The sequence below is a fragment of the Pseudomonas sp. B21-021 genome (genome assembly GCF_024749205.1).
GTDB lineage: Bacteria > Pseudomonadota > Gammaproteobacteria > Pseudomonadales > Pseudomonadaceae > Aquipseudomonas > Aquipseudomonas paraglycinae.
Genome location: NZ_CP087192.1, coordinates 3,868,031 through 3,883,408, shown reverse-complemented (window position 1 = coordinate 3,883,408; position 15,378 = coordinate 3,868,031). Strand labels below are relative to the sequence as shown.

The following is a 15,378-nucleotide window of genomic DNA, read 5'->3' as shown; positions in this document are numbered from 1 at the left end:
GCTCCTGCTGTCAGATCAGTCCTTTGGCGGTGAACTTGCCCGAGTCGGTTTTCGGCAAGGCTTCGAGAAATACGCACTGGGTCGGCACCATGTGCCAGTCCAGGCGGGTCTTGCAGTAATCGAGCAGGGCCTGTTCGCTGGTCTCGCGATGGTCGATGTCAAGTACGATGCAGGCCTTGGGTACGTGCCCGGCGGATTCGTCGGCGACCGGTACCACCAGCACTTCGGCGACGGCCGGATGCGAGGCCAGGCACTGCTCGATTTCCCGCGGGTTGACGTTCCAGATGTTGCGCGCGAACACGTCATCCTTGCGCGCCACGTAGTAGAGGTAACCGTCCGCGTCTCGTTTGAACAGATCGCCGGTGCGGTACAACCGCGAATGGCCGAACACATCGTGGACGAAGGCCTTTGCATTGGCCTCGGGCATGTTCCAGTACTCAAGCATCAGGTAGTCACTGGTCACCAACAGTTCGCCGACCTGCCCGGGTTCGTCGATGGCCCTACCCTGTTCGTCGACCAGATACAGGCTGACGCCGGGCAGGGGTTTGCCCACCGACGTCGGGCGGCGGTCGATCTCTTCAGGGGGAAGGTAACTGACGCGCTTGCACTCGGTGAGCCCGTAGTTGGAAAAGATTTGGACTTGCGGCAGTGCCTGGCGGATCCGCTGGATATGCCGGGTGTGCAGGGCCTGACCGCTGCTGGAGATATAGCGCAGCCTCGGAACCCTTGTCTGCCACTGCGAGCCGGTATTGGCCAGCAGGAAAAACACCGGGGGAAACACGTGCATGGCGGTGACGGATTCGCGCTCGACTACCCTGAGGACATCTTCGGCGCTGCTGGCGGGACGACTTTCGATGACGCTGGTGGCGCCGGCGAACAGCGGCATCATCACGTTGTAGACGCCGTAGTCGGAGGCTAGCGTCGAGTAGCTGAGGATGCGGTCGTCGGGGGTGTTCTGCAGGTAAGTGGTCACCCGGCGGGAGGCCGCCAGCATGATCCGGTGATTGACCAGCACGCCTTTGGGATTGAAGGTCGAACCCGAGGTATAGAAGATCGAGGTGGGACGTTCCGGATGCGCCTCCAGTGGGGCGGTGACCGAGGTATTTTGTGCTTGGTGCGCGGTAAGGGCATCGGCCAGCGGGATGATCTTTGGTGTAGCGTCGGGGGCGGGAACGGTCAGCAGGACCAGGTCCAGTCCGGCGGACTCGATCAGTCCGGGCAGGTCGTCGGTGCAATCGGTGATCAGCACCCGGGCGCCCGAATGCTTGAGCTGATGAATCAGCTTTGCGCGACTCAACGTGTGATGGGTGGCGGCAGTGATCGCCCCGGCTTGAAGCACCCCGAGGTAGACGGCGATCAGATCGACGGAGATGGCCGAATACAGTCCAACGCGTTCGCCCGGGGCGACTCCCAGGTTCGGTAGCAGAGTGGCGATGGCGTCCGCTCGTTGCTGCAGTTGCTGATAAGAGGTCGCGGCGCCATCCAGAACAATGGCCGGTTTGGTCGGGTATTGGCGGGCGTTATCGGCGATGACCTGATGAAAAAGTTGCATGGCTCAATATCCTTTCAAGCACAACTTCGGGGAGTTAATGGCGTTTTTTTGCGCACACCGAAACATAGGTGCCTTGCCAGGTGTAAGGGTCGATCGGCAAGTTTTCAGAGTTGCTCAATGGCCAACTCTGTTTATCGAAAAACTTATTGAAGGCGTAAATATCAAAATCACCCAGCCAGGCATCAAAGAAACCTTCGCTGTCTTGAATGGATAATCCGGCTTCCTTGTCCCAGATGAAAGGCTCACCGCTTGCCTGGAAGTAACGAGTCAGGTCGGATAACAGATCGAGAAATATATAACCGCCTGGTTTTACAGCGCTGATGATCTTGGGCATCACGATGCGAAGTTCTTCCTGATTGAAGAAGTGCAACACCTCGGAACAGACGAGTACATCGTAAGTTGCAGGGGCGGGGTCATAGTCGAGGATGTCCGCCTGCTGAAAGTCGAGCTCGCGTAACCACGGATTGTGCCTGCGACTCTGAATCGTGCTGTCGACCATGTCGACACCGCTGAGGCTGTAGCCCTTGCGGGCAAGGGCCGTGAGGTTGCGACCGTCGCCGCAACCCAATTCCAGTGCGCAACCCGGGCCGTCGGGTAGACTGGCCAGAAATTGTTTGAACTCATCGCGCAACTCACCGAACAGGGTGCCGTTGTCGCAAGCGCTGTATTCCCTGTCATACCATTCTTTCAGGACGGAACTGTTCACTACTTTCATAGTTATTCTCTGGCATCGATAGATGTGCCACGCAGGAAAACGCGCTGGGTAAAAGCGTGCGATCAATTGATCAGGCTGGGGGCGGGAAATATGAAGTATTTATGAAGGAGGGAGAATGTAACTGGCGGAAGCAAGGCATGCTGAAACTCCATTTCATTATTTTTTTGAGAGCGTCCATGGTTATCGGAAATTGCAAGTTGCTCGATAACGGAGGGGATATTTCCATCGCGTGGCTGGCGCTGTCAAGGCGAACTACGGCAGGGTGTGAGTTATTTTTGTCACAAGTTGGTGACCATCAAAGTTACAGTCTCCACAGATCACGATTTTATTTGCTCGGCAAAAACCGTTCGGCTGCGAACCCGGCGTGATCCGGCCGCATGGGTTATACCTGAAACGCTCTCTTCGCCGCAGTCAGGAGAAACCGATGAAAACTTCCGGTCCCAGTCCCGTCATCACCATCGCCGAGCAGCCAGGCTGCCTGCTTGTGAAATTCCACGGCATACAAGTCGCCGCCTCGGCCCGAGCACTGGTGCTGCTCGAAGCCAATTACCCGCCGGTCTACTACATCCCGCGCGAGGACATCGACGAGAAGTACTTCGCCCGCACCGACCACACCACCTACTGCCCGTACAAGGGAGACGCCAACTATTTCAGTCTGCAAGTCCCAGGGCATGAAGGGGCGAACGCGGTGTGGACGTACGAACATCCGAAGATTTCGGTCAGCCAGATCAAGGACTACGTGGCGTTTTATCCCGATCAGGTGAAGTTTGAATTGCTCGAGGCGGAGGTCTGAAATTCCGCAGGGTGGCGAGGGCATTGCGCCCCCGCCACACGCCTGTCAATCAGTTCTTGTCCAGATCGATATTCTTCGTCTCACGCAGACAGATCATTCCCACCACCAGGCTCACCCCGGTAATCAGCACCGGGTACCACAGCCCGTAGAAAATATCCCCGGTGTACACCACCAGCGCAAACGACACGGTCGGCAGGAATCCGCCGAACCAGCCGTTGCCGATGTGATACGGCAGAGACATCGAGGTGTAGCGGATGCGGGTCGGGAACAGTTCGACCATCAGCGCCGCGAGCGGGCCGTAGCACATGGCGGAGATGATGATCAGGCCAACAATCAGGGCCACGATCATCGGCTTGTTGATTTGCTGCATATCAGCCTGTTGCGGATAGCCGGCGAGGGTGATCGCGCCGCGCAGTGATGCCTCGTCGAAGCCATCGAGTTTGACGTCGCCGACGCTCACCTGCACCGTGCTGCCCGCCGGGGCGGCGACGCTGGAGTAGGGCAGGCCTTGCTTGACCAGGAAGGTCTTGACCTTGTCGCACGGGCTGTCGAATTTGGCCTTGCCCACCGGATCGAACTGGAAGGTGCAGGTGGCCGGGTCTGCCACCACGGTGATCGGCGCCTGTCGGCTGGCGTGGTCGATGGCCGGGTTGGCGTAGTGGGCCAGGGATTTGAAGATCGGGAAGTACAGCGCCGTGGCCAGCAACAGGCCGAGCATCAGCACCGGTTTGCGTCCGACCTTGTCCGACAGCCAGCCGAAAAAGATGAAGAACGGCGCGCCGATCACCACGCTGATGATCAGCAGACTGTTGGCCACCGCCGGGTCCATTTTCAGGAACTGGGTGAGGAAGAACAGCACGTAGAACTGCGCGGCGTAGAAGGTCACCGCTTGCCCGGCGTTGATGCTGAACAGGGCGATCAGCACGACTTTGAGGTTTTCCCATTTACCGAAAGATTCGCGGATCGGCGCCTTGCTGGTCTTGCCTTCCTCTTTCATTTTCAGATAAGCCGGCGACTCGTGCAGGCTCAGGCGAATCCAGGTGGAAATCCCCAACAGCACGATCGACAGCAGGAACGGAATGCGCCAGCCCCAGACTTCGAACTGATCGCCGGTGAAGTAGCGGCAGCCGAGCACCACCAGCAGCGACAGCAGCAGACCGAGGGTCGCGGTGGATTGAATCCAGCTGGTGTGGAAGCCGCGCTTGCCGATCGGCGCGTGCTCCGCCACGTAAGTCGCGGCGCCGCCGTATTCGCCGCCGAGGGCCAGGCCCTGCAGCATGCGCAACACAACAAGAATGATCGGCGCGGCGATGCCGATGCTGGCGTAGGTCGGCAGCAGGCCCACCGCGAAGGTCGCTACGCCCATCAGGATGATGGTCGCGAGGAAGGTGTATTTGCGCCCGATCATGTCCCCCAACCGACCGAACACCAGCGCCCCGAACGGCCGTACGATGAAGCCTGCGGCGAACGCCATCAGCGCGAAGATGAACGCGGTGGTGTCGTTGACCCCGGCGAAGAACTGCTTGCTGATGACCGCCGCCAGGGCGCCGTAGAGAAAGAAGTCATACCACTCGAACACCGTCCCCAGGGACGAGGCGAAGATGACCTTTCGGGTATCGGGGCTGGCGTCCGTGCTGCGCACGGCGTCCAGAGGCTGAACGTGTTCTGACATATCGGTATCCCTCACAGTGATTGTTTTTGTTGTTTCCACTGGTGTTGCGTGTCCGGGTGATGCGCGATGTCCGTGAATCTGATGCGGGTCCTTTGTGGGAGGGAGCTTGCTCCCGAAGGCGGTGTGCCATTCAACTCACTGCTGAATGATCTGCCGCTTTCGCGGGCAAGCCCGCTCCCACAGGGATCGGTGTCGCTTGTAAAGAGTTGAGAATCAGCTGTGCCGCTTTTTCAGCAATCATCAGCGTAGGCGAACAAGTGTTACCCGAGGTAATGCGCGGCATGATCGACGCATCGGCAATCCGCAGCCCCGGCACGCCGTGCACTCGCAATTGCGCATCGACCACCGCGTCCGCGTCGTTACCCATGCGACAGGTACCGACCGGGTGGAAAATCGTCGTGCCGATCTTCGCCGCCGCTTCGTGCAGTTGCTCTTCGGTCTGCAGGCTGGCGCCGGGCAGGTATTCCACCGGATTGAAGGCTTGCAGGGCCGGGGCGCTGACGATACGCCGGGTCAGGCGAATCGCATCGGCGGCCACGCGCAGGTCTTCGGGATGGCTGAGGTAATTGGGTTGAATCAGCGGGGCTTCTTGCGGATCGGCTGAGCGGATCTCGACCCGGCCCCGGCTCTGCGGCCGTAAATCACACACCGACGCGGTGAACGCGGGGAAGCTGTGCAGCGGCTCGCCAAAACGCTCCAGCGACAGCGGCTGCACGTGATATTCGAGGTTGGCCGAGGCCTGCTCAGGCCCTGAGCGGGCAAACGCGCCCAGCTGACTCGGCGCCATCGACAACGGCCCGCTGCGGTCATACAGATAACGCAGGCCCATGCCCATCTTGCCCCACACGCTGCCGGCGATCTGGTTGAGGGTGCGGGCGTTTTCCAGTTTGTAGATCAGCCGCAGTTGCAGGTGGTCCTGCAGGTTGCCGCCGACGCCCGGCAGCTCATGCACCACGCCGATGCCGAGCTTTTCCAGCAGCGGACGCGGGCCGATTCCGGAGCGTTGCAGAATGCTCGGCGAGCCCACGGAGCCTGCGCACAACACGATCTCCTTGCGCGCCTTGACGCTCTTTTGTTGACCCCGCCAACGGGCGCTGACCTTCGAGGCGCGACCGTCTTCGAATAGAACGCGATCCACCTCGACGTCGGTCAATACCGTGAGATTGGCCCGATCACGAATCGGCTTCAGAAACGCCTTCGCCGCATTCCAGCGCACCCCGGCCTTCTGGTTCACCTGAAAGTAACCGCAACCCTCGTTGTCGCCCTGGTTGAAGTCATCGATGCTGGCAATGCCGCTTTGCTCGGCAGCGCTGCGGAACGCATCGAGAATCGGCCACGACAGGCGCTGGCGCTCGACTCGCCACTCACCCTTGTCACCATGAAAATCCGCCGCGCCGGCAAAGTGGTTTTCGCTCTGCTTGAACAGCGGCAGCACGTCATTCCAGGCCCAGCCCGGATTGCCCTCGGCAGCCCAGCCGTCATAGTCGTTGGCCTGGCCGCGCATGTAGATCATGCCGTTGATCGACGAACAGCCGCCCAGCACCTTGCCGCGCGGATAACTCAGCGCGCGGCCATTGAGGCCCGGTTGTTCTTCGGTCTTGAAGCACCAGTCGGTGCGCGGGTTGCCGATGCAGAACAGGTAACCCACGGGGATGTGAATCCACGGATAGTTGTCGCGCCCGCCGGCTTCCAGCAACAGCACGCGCTGCTGCGGATCCGCCGACAGCCGATTGGCCAGCAAACACCCGGCCGGCCCGGCGCCGACCACGATGTAATCGAATTCATCGAGGGAAGTCTGCATTCCCTGACCTCGCTTATTGTTTTTGTTGTCAGTCATCCTAGTTGTTAGCTTTCGTCAAAAGAATGTTAGTTTTTGCGCAGCCGCTGTGCGTTTTCAAACAGCGCTCCCTGACGATAGCCGACAAGGACAAGCCATGTTCGACTGGAACGACCTGCGGTTCTTTCTTGAGTTACAACGCAGCGGCCGCTTGCTCACGGCTGCCCGCCGCCTGAACACCACGCACGCCACCGTCGCCCGGCATATTGAGGCCATCGAAAAAAGCCTCGGCACCGCGCTGTTCGTCCAGCACGCCCAAGGTTACGAAATGACACCAGCGGGGGAGGCGCTGCTCAAGCATGCCGAAGCAATGGAAAACGTCGCGCTGTTGGCTCAGGAAGAAATCACCCAATCCACGGCACCGCTGGGCAAGATCCGCGTTGGTGTCACCGAAGGCCTGGGCATCATGTTTCTCGCCAGTCGCATGATCGGGTTGTTCGAGCGCTATCCGGGGCTGGAAGTGGAACTGGTGGCGGTGCCGCGTTTCGTCAGCATTCTCAACCGTGAGGCGGAAATCAGCATTCACCTGGAACGGCCGGCGGCGGACATGCTGGTCACCCGCAAACTGACTGATTACAAGCTCGCCCTCTATGCGAGCCAGAGCTATCTGGACGGTGCGCCGCCGCTGCGCAGTCGCGAGGATCTCGGGCGGCACGCGTGGATCGGTTATGTCGATGATCTGCTGTTCAGTCAGGAGCTGATGTTTCTCAACAGCTTCTGTCGCAATCCGCGGGTGGTGTTTCACAGTACCAGCGTGATCGCCCAGCAACAGGCGGCGCGCTCGGGGCTTGGGATTGCGGTGCTGCCTTGTTACATGGCCGCGTCGGATCCGGATCTGGTGGCGTTGTTGCCGGATGAGAGCATCGAGCGCAGTTACTGGATCAGTACGCGGCGGGAGTTGCACAAGTCAGTGCGGTTGCGGGTGGTTTGGGATTACGTCGTGGGTTTGTGTGAAGGCGAGCGCGAGTTGTTGATGGGGCAGTAACGGACGGCTGTTTCATGCAACTAAAACGCCCGGCAAAAGGTCATTCGATTTGCAGAGGTTGAGTCATCTCGCAGAACCTCGACAACGAAGACGCTTCCCGTGGCTACTCACCTCGATCGCCGCAATAACCTGTCCCTCGACAGCCTGAATTTCTTCCTCGCCGACGTGCGTGACGGGCTCGGTCCTTATCTGGCGATTTACCTGTTGGCGGTTCACCACTGGGAGCCGGCAAGTATTGGTCTGGTCATGACGATCGCCGGGATCGCCGCGCTCATCACGCAGACTCCGGCGGGTGCGCTGGTCGACAGCACACGCTTCAAACGGGCGCTGATAGCGATTGCTGCGCTGGTGGTCACCGGAACCTGCCTGCTGCTGCCGTTCGTGACGTCGTTCAGTCTGGTGGCGCTGACGCAAGCCATCAGCGCAGCTGCCGCTTCGATCTTCGCGCCGGCCATTTGCGCGATCACCCTCGGCATTACCGGGCCTCGCGCGTTTACGCGAAGAACCGGGCGCAACGAAACCTTCAACCACGCCGGCAACGCCTGCGCCGCGTTGTTGGCTGGTTTGTCCGCGTACCTGTTCGGCCCGGTCGCGGTGTTTTATTTGATGGCGGTCATGGCGCTGGCCAGTGTGATTGCCGTTTCCTTTGTGTCGGCAGACGCGATTGACCACGATCTCGCCCGAGGCCTTGAGCCCAGCGAAACGGGGCAGGGCAAGCAGCCTTCGGGCTTGTCCGTGTTGCTCACCAACAGACCGCTGCTCATGTTCGCGATTTGCTGCGCGCTGTTTCATCTGGCGAACGCGGCAATGTTGCCGCTGGTGAGTCAGAAACTGGCGCAGGCCAATCTGCAGATGGCCACGCCGCTCACGTCCGCCTGCATCGTCGCGGCGCAACTGGTGATGGTGCCGGTTGCGCTGCTGGTGGGGGCGAAGGCTGATCTGTGGGGACGCAAGCCGTTGCTGCTGGCTGGGTTCCTGATCCTGCCGTTGCGCGGCGTGTTGTATGTGCTGTCGAACGATCCGTGGTGGCTGGTTTCGGTGCAATTGCTCGATGGCATCGGCGCGGGGATTTTCGGCGCGCTGTTTCCGGTGGTGGTGAAAGACCTGACGCTGGGCACCGGGCATTTCAATGTCAGCCTGGGGGCGATTTCGACGGTGTTTGGTTTGGGGGCTGCGCTGAGCAACAGCCTGGCGGGGATTGTGGTTCAGGAGGCGGGGTATAGCGCTGCGTTCCTGACCTTGGCGGGGGTGGCGCTGGCGGCGCTGGTGCTGCTTTGGGTGGCGGTGCCGGAGACGGTGTCGCGCTCCAATACCGAATCAAAGGTATTGCACAGCAAGGCGCCACCGATGGTTGCGCCATGACTCAACGGTCGCAAGACTTGTTCAACCGGCGGGAATCGACAGCGTCGCCCTCAGACCGCCCTCGACCCGGTTTTCCAGTGTGATTCGCCCGCCCAGACGGGTCGCGATGGTATGGACGATGGTCAGCCCCAGCCCCGCACCTTGGGGATTGCCCCGGCTGTAGAACCGTTCGAACAACCGCGCTCGATCCGCTTCATCGATTCCCGGCCCCTGATCTTCAACGCTCAAATGGTAGAAGCCGTCGGCCTGGGTCAATTGCACGCCGATCACGCCCTGTTCGGGAGAGAAATTGGCAGCGTTGGTGATCAGGTTGTTCAGGGCGATGTCGATGGCGGCAGCGTCGGTGAGGGCATTGAAGGAGGGGGCGCTGACGTCGAAGGCCAGTTCCAGATGTTTGCTCAACAGCCACGGCGTCAGTTGCACCAGACTGTTGCGTACGATTTCACCGAGATCGATGCGTTTGTTGGCAGGCGCCTTGGCCTCTGGTTCGAGGCGGGCCATGGTCAGCAACTGATTGACCAGGCGGCTGGTGCGATCCACCCCGGCGATCAAAAACTCGAGTGACTCGCGCCGCTCCTGTTCAGTGCCGGCCTCCAGCAGGTTTTGCGCATGGACACGCAGTACCGCCAATGGCGTGCGCATTTCGTGGGCGGCGTCGGCGATGAAGCGCCGTTCACGGCCCAGCACTTCCTGGATCTGCGCGAGCATGCGGTTGAGCGCGGCCTGCATCGGTTCCAGCTCGCTGGGCAGGGGTGTCAATTGCAGCGGTTCGAGGGAGCCACTGTGGCGGGCGCGCAGGGTTGCGGCCATGTTGGCCAAGGGTTTGAGACCCCAACCGATGGCCAGCCAGATCATCGCGGCAAGGACGAGGCTGCCGATCACGTTCGGCCATAGTGTGTGGCGGACGATCCGGTCAACCAGATCCGCTCGCACGTCGCCACGTTCGCCCACCCAGATGCGCAGCCCGTTCTGTTTGTCTTCCAGGATAAAGGCCCGCCAGTGGCGCTTGTTCAGATCCTCCACGTCGCTGAAGCCAGGCTGGATCGGCGGCGTGCTGAAGGAGGGCGCGCTGGCGGTATGCACCAGGACCTCGCCCTTGGTATTCCAGACCTGAAAGGCGAGTTTTCTTTCGTAGGGGTGGCCGTCACCTTTTGGCACAGCTTCAGCCAATGCCGAGTTGAACGCCCGATACAGATCCGCGTGTTCCTGCCCCGGCAACGGCATGCGCATCACGCCTTGCAGCAGACGCGCATTCTGCGCCAGTTGCGCGTCGTAGACTTCGGCGATTTCGTGGTTGCTGTCGTGCAGGTTGAACAGGCTGAGCACTGTCAGCCCGGCAAGCATCAGGCCGATGATCAGGGTCAGGGTACGGCGCCGGATCGAGGTCATCGACGCTCCTCCACCAGATAACCCACACCGCGGATGGTGCGGATCAGGTCGGTGGAGAATTTCTTGCGCAGGTGGTGGATGTGCACTTCCAGGGTGTTGCTTTCGGCTTCTTCGTTCCAGCCGTAAAGCAGTTGTGTCAGGTGGTCACGGGTCATGACCCGGCCGGGTGGCGACAACAGTTCATGCAGCAGCTGATATTCCTTGGGCGTGAGTATCACCGGCTGGCCCAGATAGCTGACTTGCTGGGTGCCGGGGTTGAGGCTGATGCCGGCGTGTTCGATAAGCATCTGCGCGCGTCCGGCACTGCGTCGCAGCAGGGCGCGCAGACGGGCCTTGAGCTCGGCCAGGTCGAAGGGCTTGATCAGGTAGTCGTCGGCGCCAGCGTCTAGTCCCGCGATGCGGTCTTCCGTGGCATCGCGTGCGGTGAGGATCAGCACCGGCAGGTTCGAGCCGCTGGCGCGCAGACGGCGTAACACTTCGAGACCGTCCATGCGTGGCAGGCCGAGATCGAGCACCGCCAGGTCAAAGGTCTCGCTGAGCAGGGCGTGCAGGGCGCTGCTGCCGTCCTTGAGCCAGTCGACGGTGTAGCCCTCGCGCCCCAGCGCCTGATGAATGCCCTCGCCAAGGGCCTCGTCATCTTCGATCAGTAATAAACGCACACGAACCCCTGTCAGTCGAGTTTCTTGTTCACGTCCACCAGCAACGCGGCGATCTCTTTGCGGCGCCCGGCGTCCGCACTTTCCCTGCCCGGACGGGGAGCGGCCTGCTGGGCTTTTTGCAGCGCTGCCCTGGCTTCAGCGTAGCGTTTCTGACGGTAGAGGTGGTCGCCCCAGAAGTACAGGCTGTCGATGCCGTCGGGGTTGAGTTGCAAAGCCTGTTTGAACAGTTGTTCGGCTTTGTCGCTGTCGCCGAAACCGATCGGCCAGCCCGGTACCCGGTCGTACAGCGCGGCGAGGCTGGTGTAGGCCGAACCTTGCAGCGCCTTGGGATCGAGGGTCAGGGATTTTTCCAGATCGGCCTTGGCGTCCTTGGCTTTGCCCAGGGCACCAAGTCCGCCCTCGGCACCGGCCCAACTGCTGGTGACGATGCCTTTCCAGATCCAGGCCTCGGCGACGGCCGGCCGTTCGGTGGTGAAGTGCGTTGCCTGAACGGCCAGTTGTTCGAACGCGGCGGCGCGCTGTTTTTCCGGCGTTTCGTATTGGATGTGCGCCCAGCTCTGCTGGATGCTGTTGAGGCGTTGCTGATCGGCGGCGTCCATCGCCCAGGCTGATTGACTTAGGGCACCCAGCAGCAGGCATGCGAAGAGTCTTTTCATGGTTTTGGCGTCTCGTTCTCGGGTTTTTCACTCAGGCGACGGATCAACGGCAATTGCTTGCGCAGACCGCGATCCACCAGATTGGGCAGCAGGCTGTTGAGGCGCACGAAAAAGCGCTCCGGCCAGCCCAGATAGAGGTCGCGGCGATCACCGGCAATCGCATGGATCACCGCAGCGGCGACGGCCTGCGGATCGTCGACGCTGGCTTTGAGTGCATCGTTCAATGCCTGCGCAGCGGGGCTGTTCATGCTGGTGCGGGTGGCGCGCGGTGCGACATACAGCACGCCGACCCGGGTGTCCGCCAGTTCCCGGCGCAAGGCCTCGGAAAACCCGCGCAAGGCAAATTTGGTGGCGCAATAACTGGCATAACCGGGATAGCCGATTGAACCGTAGGTAGAGCCGACATTGACCACCATGGCGCTGTCGGCCTGCTTGAGCAGCGGTAGCAACAGTTTGGTCAGGCAGATCGGCGCACTGATGTTCACCGCCAGCATGGCGTTGATGTCGCTGTCGTCGAGCTGTTCCAGCATTGCGAAGTGATTGACCCCGGCGGCGTTGATCAGCAGGTTGATGCCGCCGATGGCCTCGGCGGCGGCCAGCACCTTGCGCCGGTCGCTGAGGAATGTCAGGTCGGCAGCGACCCAGCACAGGTTCTGTGGGTAAAGATCGAGCAACGGGCGCAGCGATTCCTGATGTCGCGCCACCGCCAGTACTTGCGCACCGGCGGCGCACAGGGCACGGGTGATGGCCAGTCCGATGCCACCACTGGCACCGGTCAGCACCACACGGGCTTCATGCAGCTGCATGTTGAACCTCCGCGTCACGGGGCAGGCTTCGGAACATGTCGGTGTAGAGCCGATAGACGACTTTCGAGGCATGAATCACCGCCGCCTGATCGGCCGGATCTTCCAGCTGATTCATCAACCGGCGATAGGTGTGCATGTGCTCGATGTCCAGCGAGCCGTGGGAACTGAGGTAGCTGAAAGCCGTTTCCGGCAGGGCCAGACGCTCGCGGATACTGCCCGCGGCGTGGGTGGCCAGGGCGATGCTGGTGCCCTCCAGCACGTTGACCATGCCAAACAGACCCACCGGATTGCCTCGGGCGATCAGGTCGTAGAGAAAGCTGACCATCAGCTCGATCGGCAGCGACGGCTGGCCATCACGCACCGCGTTACGGTCACCGCCACAGGCGGCGATGTCGTCGAGTACCCATTGCTCATGACCGTATTCGTCCTCGATGTATTCGCACACGGCTTTGCGCAGCCATTCCAGTTGCGTCGGCAGTCGCGCACCACAGGCCATCATCAGCGGTACGGTGTGACGCACGTGGTAGTAGGCCTGGGCGAGAAACGCGCGATAGCTTTCAAGACTGACCTTGCCTTGCAGCGCATCGAGGATGATCGGCAAATTGAACAACTCGTGGCGTTCCTGTTGTGTGGCTTCTTGCAGGGTGTCGAAAAAACTCATGGTGCCGATTCCTCGGAAAGGACTGATTCAGTGAGCAAGGTGCGGTACTGCGCGACGATCGCATCGCGGCGCGGGCGGCCGTTGGCGGTGAGCAGGCCATTGGCGGCGGTGAAGGGTTGCTTGAGGCGCGTCCAGTGATGCACTTGGGCGTAATCGGGCAATACCTCGTTGGCAGCGGCGACGGCGGCTTCCAGTTGTGCATCGGTGCAATCAGGGCGATGTGGCCAGAGCAGGGCGTGGTTGTGCGGCAAGGCCTCGCCATACACAAAGGCCTGAGCGATGTGATGGCGCTGGGTCAGTTCGGACTCGACCCATTCCGGGTTGACGTTGCGCCCGAAGCTGGTGACGAACTGATGCTTCTTGCGGCCCTTGAGGTAGAGAAAACCCTCCGGATCGAATTCGCCCAGATCACCGCTGGGCCACCATTCATCACTGAATGCCGGTTCGCCCAGGTAGCCGATCAGTGTCGAGCCCTTGATCAACACCTCTCCGTCTTCGGCAAGGCGTACGTCGACATGGGGCAGGGGCCGCCCGACACTGCCCGGACGCCGAGCCCCGGGCCGGTTGAGGCAGACCACCGATGCGCACTCGGACAGGCCGTAGCCTTCGTAGACCGGCAGGCCGACCCGTTGCGCGCGGTGCAGCAGATCCTCGGAAACCCGTGCGCCACCAACGGCGGCAAAACGCAGCGATTGCGGATCGAAGGCTTTCTGTTCGGCAGCGCTGACCAACAGCAAAAGCAATTGCGGCACCAGGATCAGACTCTCGGGCGCCCGGTGGGCCAGGCAGCCGAGCAAGCGCGGCAGGTCGACGCCGCTGGCGCCCTGGATGCCCAGGATTTTCTGGCTCGGCACGCTCAGCGTCGCCCCGGCGTACAGGGCCGCATAACAGCCAAGGTTTTCCAGCAGGATCGCCAGTGGCAGCAACGCCACGTGATGTTGAGGGGCTGTGGGTTTGCTGGATTCTTCCAGCTCCCGAGCGACCCGCAGCAGACTGTCCGCGCTTAGGCACACGCCCTTCGGTGTACCGGTGGTGCCGGAAGTGAACGTCAGTTTGGCGGTGCCGACTGGCAGGCGGTTCGGGCCTTCAAAGGCGCGGCACCAGAATTCACCGCGTTGTTCATAACCGGCGGCCAGCAATTCTGGCTCCAACTCCGGTTCGGCGATCACTCGCTCGGCCTGGCTTTGCTCAAGGCAATGGGCACGTTGTGCCGGACTGAAGAACGGTGGCAGGGTCACGCACGTCAAGCCTTCAAACAACGCCGCCAGATCCCAGAGTATGGCTTCGACGCCGTTGTCCAGCGCCAGGGCGATAACCTTCACGTTTTCATCGCGCAAGCGCTGCTGGCGGTACATCACCTCGGCGTACAGCGTCGTGTAGCTGATTTTCAGCGTGTCGCCCCACAACGCCAGGGCGTTGTCATTGCGCCCTGCATGGCTGCGCAGGGTTTCCTGAAATCGTTGACGTTCAAGCGACATGGCAGGCTCCCTCAACGGATGTCGGCAATCCCAGCCGGCTGAACAGACCGATGTTGCGAAGATGGATGAAACCGGAGCGGATATTGCCCACGTGCACCCAGGGTTTGCTTTCGTAGTAACTGCCCCAGTGGTGACGGTCATCGCCCAGACGCTCCGGGTCAGCGGCGCACAGCGTTACCGGTTTCAGACCCAGGCGATGGAAGCTGTTGACCAGTCCGATATTGCCGGTGAAGGTCACCCATTCCAGACCCCCCATGGCCAACAGGTAAGTGATGGCAATGATGCTCAGGCGTGCGCTGCCGGTGTCGTTGGCGGCAAGGTTGCCGACTTCGACAATGCCGCTGCGCTCCACCGGACGGTCGGCCGCCGCGCTGATCAAGGGCTCGATCGGCTCATCCAGGTAACGTTCGAGAAACAGCGATTCAAGATGCGCGCGGCGTACGCCGGCCACCGCGCACAGTTCGCCGGAGTCGTTGTGCACGCCAAACAGTTCGGGCATGAAATGACGAATATCGGCGCCATGAGCCTTGTGAAAGCGCTGTTGAATGAACGCTTCGAACGATGCCCGCTGAGCGTCGCCCGGCAGCGAGCTGGACAGTCGCATAAGTGTTTCGGCATGGCCGAAGTGCAGGGGCAGGGGGATATTCCAGTCAGAATCGGGCATGGGCTGAAGGCCTCCCTCAAAGGATTTGAGAGGAGTATCCGGGCCATTTCTTAACGAAGTCTGAAGGTGAAAAAAGGTTAACGAAACCGTTGATCTTCAGACTGTCTTAAGACTTTCAGGGCAGGGTAACGCCGTCGGTTCGCCCGGCA

The 15,378-nt window shown here is 61.0% G+C and carries 14 protein-coding genes; 3 read left to right on the top strand and 11 right to left on the bottom strand.

Features of this window, described 5'->3' with window-relative positions; translation table 11 throughout:
- Window positions 1-10 precede the first annotated feature (10 nt).
- Together LOY31_RS17275 and LOY31_RS17270 are read right to left on the bottom strand one after the other, a co-directional pair.
- Window positions 11-1,552, bottom strand: a complete 1,542-nt coding sequence (locus tag LOY31_RS17275; RefSeq protein ID WP_085602853.1) for a class I adenylate-forming enzyme family protein — start codon at window positions 1,550-1,552, stop codon at window positions 11-13.
- A 34-nt stretch (window positions 1,553-1,586) separates the two neighbouring features.
- Window positions 1,587-2,267, bottom strand: a complete 681-nt coding sequence (locus tag LOY31_RS17270) for a bifunctional 2-polyprenyl-6-hydroxyphenol methylase/3-demethylubiquinol 3-O-methyltransferase UbiG (RefSeq protein WP_221534303.1) — start codon at window positions 2,265-2,267, stop codon at window positions 1,587-1,589.
- Window positions 2,268-2,691: 424 nt separating this feature from the next.
- Here LOY31_RS17270 and LOY31_RS17265 point away from each other — a divergent pair, with 424 nt between their 5' ends.
- Complete coding sequence (locus tag LOY31_RS17265; RefSeq protein WP_085602857.1) at window positions 2,692-3,060, top strand: DUF427 domain-containing protein; 369 nt, start codon at window positions 2,692-2,694, stop codon at window positions 3,058-3,060.
- 49 nt (window positions 3,061-3,109) lie between these two features.
- Here the strand turns inward: LOY31_RS17265 and LOY31_RS17260 are convergent, their stop codons facing one another.
- Together LOY31_RS17260 and LOY31_RS17255 are read right to left on the bottom strand one after the other, a co-directional pair.
- A complete protein-coding gene (locus LOY31_RS17260) occupies window positions 3,110-4,732 on the bottom strand; it encodes an MFS transporter (RefSeq protein ID WP_258711916.1) in 1,623 nt (540 codons plus the stop codon).
- 130 nt (window positions 4,733-4,862) lie between these two features.
- A complete protein-coding gene (locus tag LOY31_RS17255) occupies window positions 4,863-6,533 on the bottom strand; it encodes a GMC family oxidoreductase (protein ID WP_258711915.1) in 1,671 nt (556 codons plus the stop codon).
- 133 nt (window positions 6,534-6,666) lie between these two features.
- On the opposite strand from LOY31_RS17255, the gene LOY31_RS17250 reads away from it, so the two are divergent.
- Window positions 6,667-7,554: a LysR family transcriptional regulator gene (locus LOY31_RS17250; protein ID WP_258711914.1), complete on the top strand. Its 888-nt coding sequence runs from the start codon at window positions 6,667-6,669 to the stop codon at window positions 7,552-7,554.
- 99 nt (window positions 7,555-7,653) lie between these two features.
- Window positions 7,654-8,916: an MFS transporter gene (locus LOY31_RS17245; protein ID WP_258711913.1), complete on the top strand. Its 1,263-nt coding sequence runs from the start codon at window positions 7,654-7,656 to the stop codon at window positions 8,914-8,916.
- Between the two features lie 21 nt (window positions 8,917-8,937).
- On the opposite strand, the gene LOY31_RS17240 is transcribed toward LOY31_RS17245, so the two are convergent.
- Genes LOY31_RS17240 through LOY31_RS17210 form a run of 7 tightly spaced genes read right to left on the bottom strand, consistent with a single transcriptional unit; the run spans window position 8,938 to window position 15,229 of the window.
- Window positions 8,938-10,305, bottom strand: a complete 1,368-nt coding sequence (locus LOY31_RS17240) for an ATP-binding protein (RefSeq protein ID WP_085602865.1) — start codon at window positions 10,303-10,305, stop codon at window positions 8,938-8,940.
- Complete coding sequence (locus LOY31_RS17235; RefSeq protein WP_085602867.1) at window positions 10,302-10,964, bottom strand: response regulator; 663 nt, start codon at window positions 10,962-10,964, stop codon at window positions 10,302-10,304. Before LOY31_RS17235 ends, LOY31_RS17240 begins: the two co-directional genes overlap by 4 nt.
- 11 nt (window positions 10,965-10,975) lie before the next feature.
- Window positions 10,976-11,620, bottom strand: a complete 645-nt coding sequence (locus LOY31_RS17230) for a tetratricopeptide repeat protein (protein WP_258711912.1) — start codon at window positions 11,618-11,620, stop codon at window positions 10,976-10,978.
- Complete coding sequence (locus LOY31_RS17225; RefSeq protein WP_258711911.1) at window positions 11,617-12,426, bottom strand: SDR family oxidoreductase; 810 nt, start codon at window positions 12,424-12,426, stop codon at window positions 11,617-11,619. Before LOY31_RS17225 ends, LOY31_RS17230 begins: the two co-directional genes overlap by 4 nt.
- A complete protein-coding gene (locus LOY31_RS17220) occupies window positions 12,413-13,087 on the bottom strand; it encodes a TenA family transcriptional regulator (RefSeq protein ID WP_258711910.1) in 675 nt (224 codons plus the stop codon). Before LOY31_RS17220 ends, LOY31_RS17225 begins: the two co-directional genes overlap by 14 nt.
- A complete protein-coding gene (locus tag LOY31_RS17215) occupies window positions 13,084-14,565 on the bottom strand; it encodes an AMP-binding protein (RefSeq protein ID WP_258711909.1) in 1,482 nt (493 codons plus the stop codon). The genes LOY31_RS17220 and LOY31_RS17215 overlap by 4 nt, the downstream gene beginning before the upstream one ends.
- Window positions 14,555-15,229 (bottom strand): thermostable hemolysin, encoded by a 675-nt coding sequence (locus LOY31_RS17210; RefSeq protein WP_085602876.1) that lies wholly within the window; start codon window positions 15,227-15,229, stop codon window positions 14,555-14,557. Before LOY31_RS17210 ends, LOY31_RS17215 begins: the two co-directional genes overlap by 11 nt.
- Window positions 15,230-15,378 lie beyond the last annotated feature (149 nt).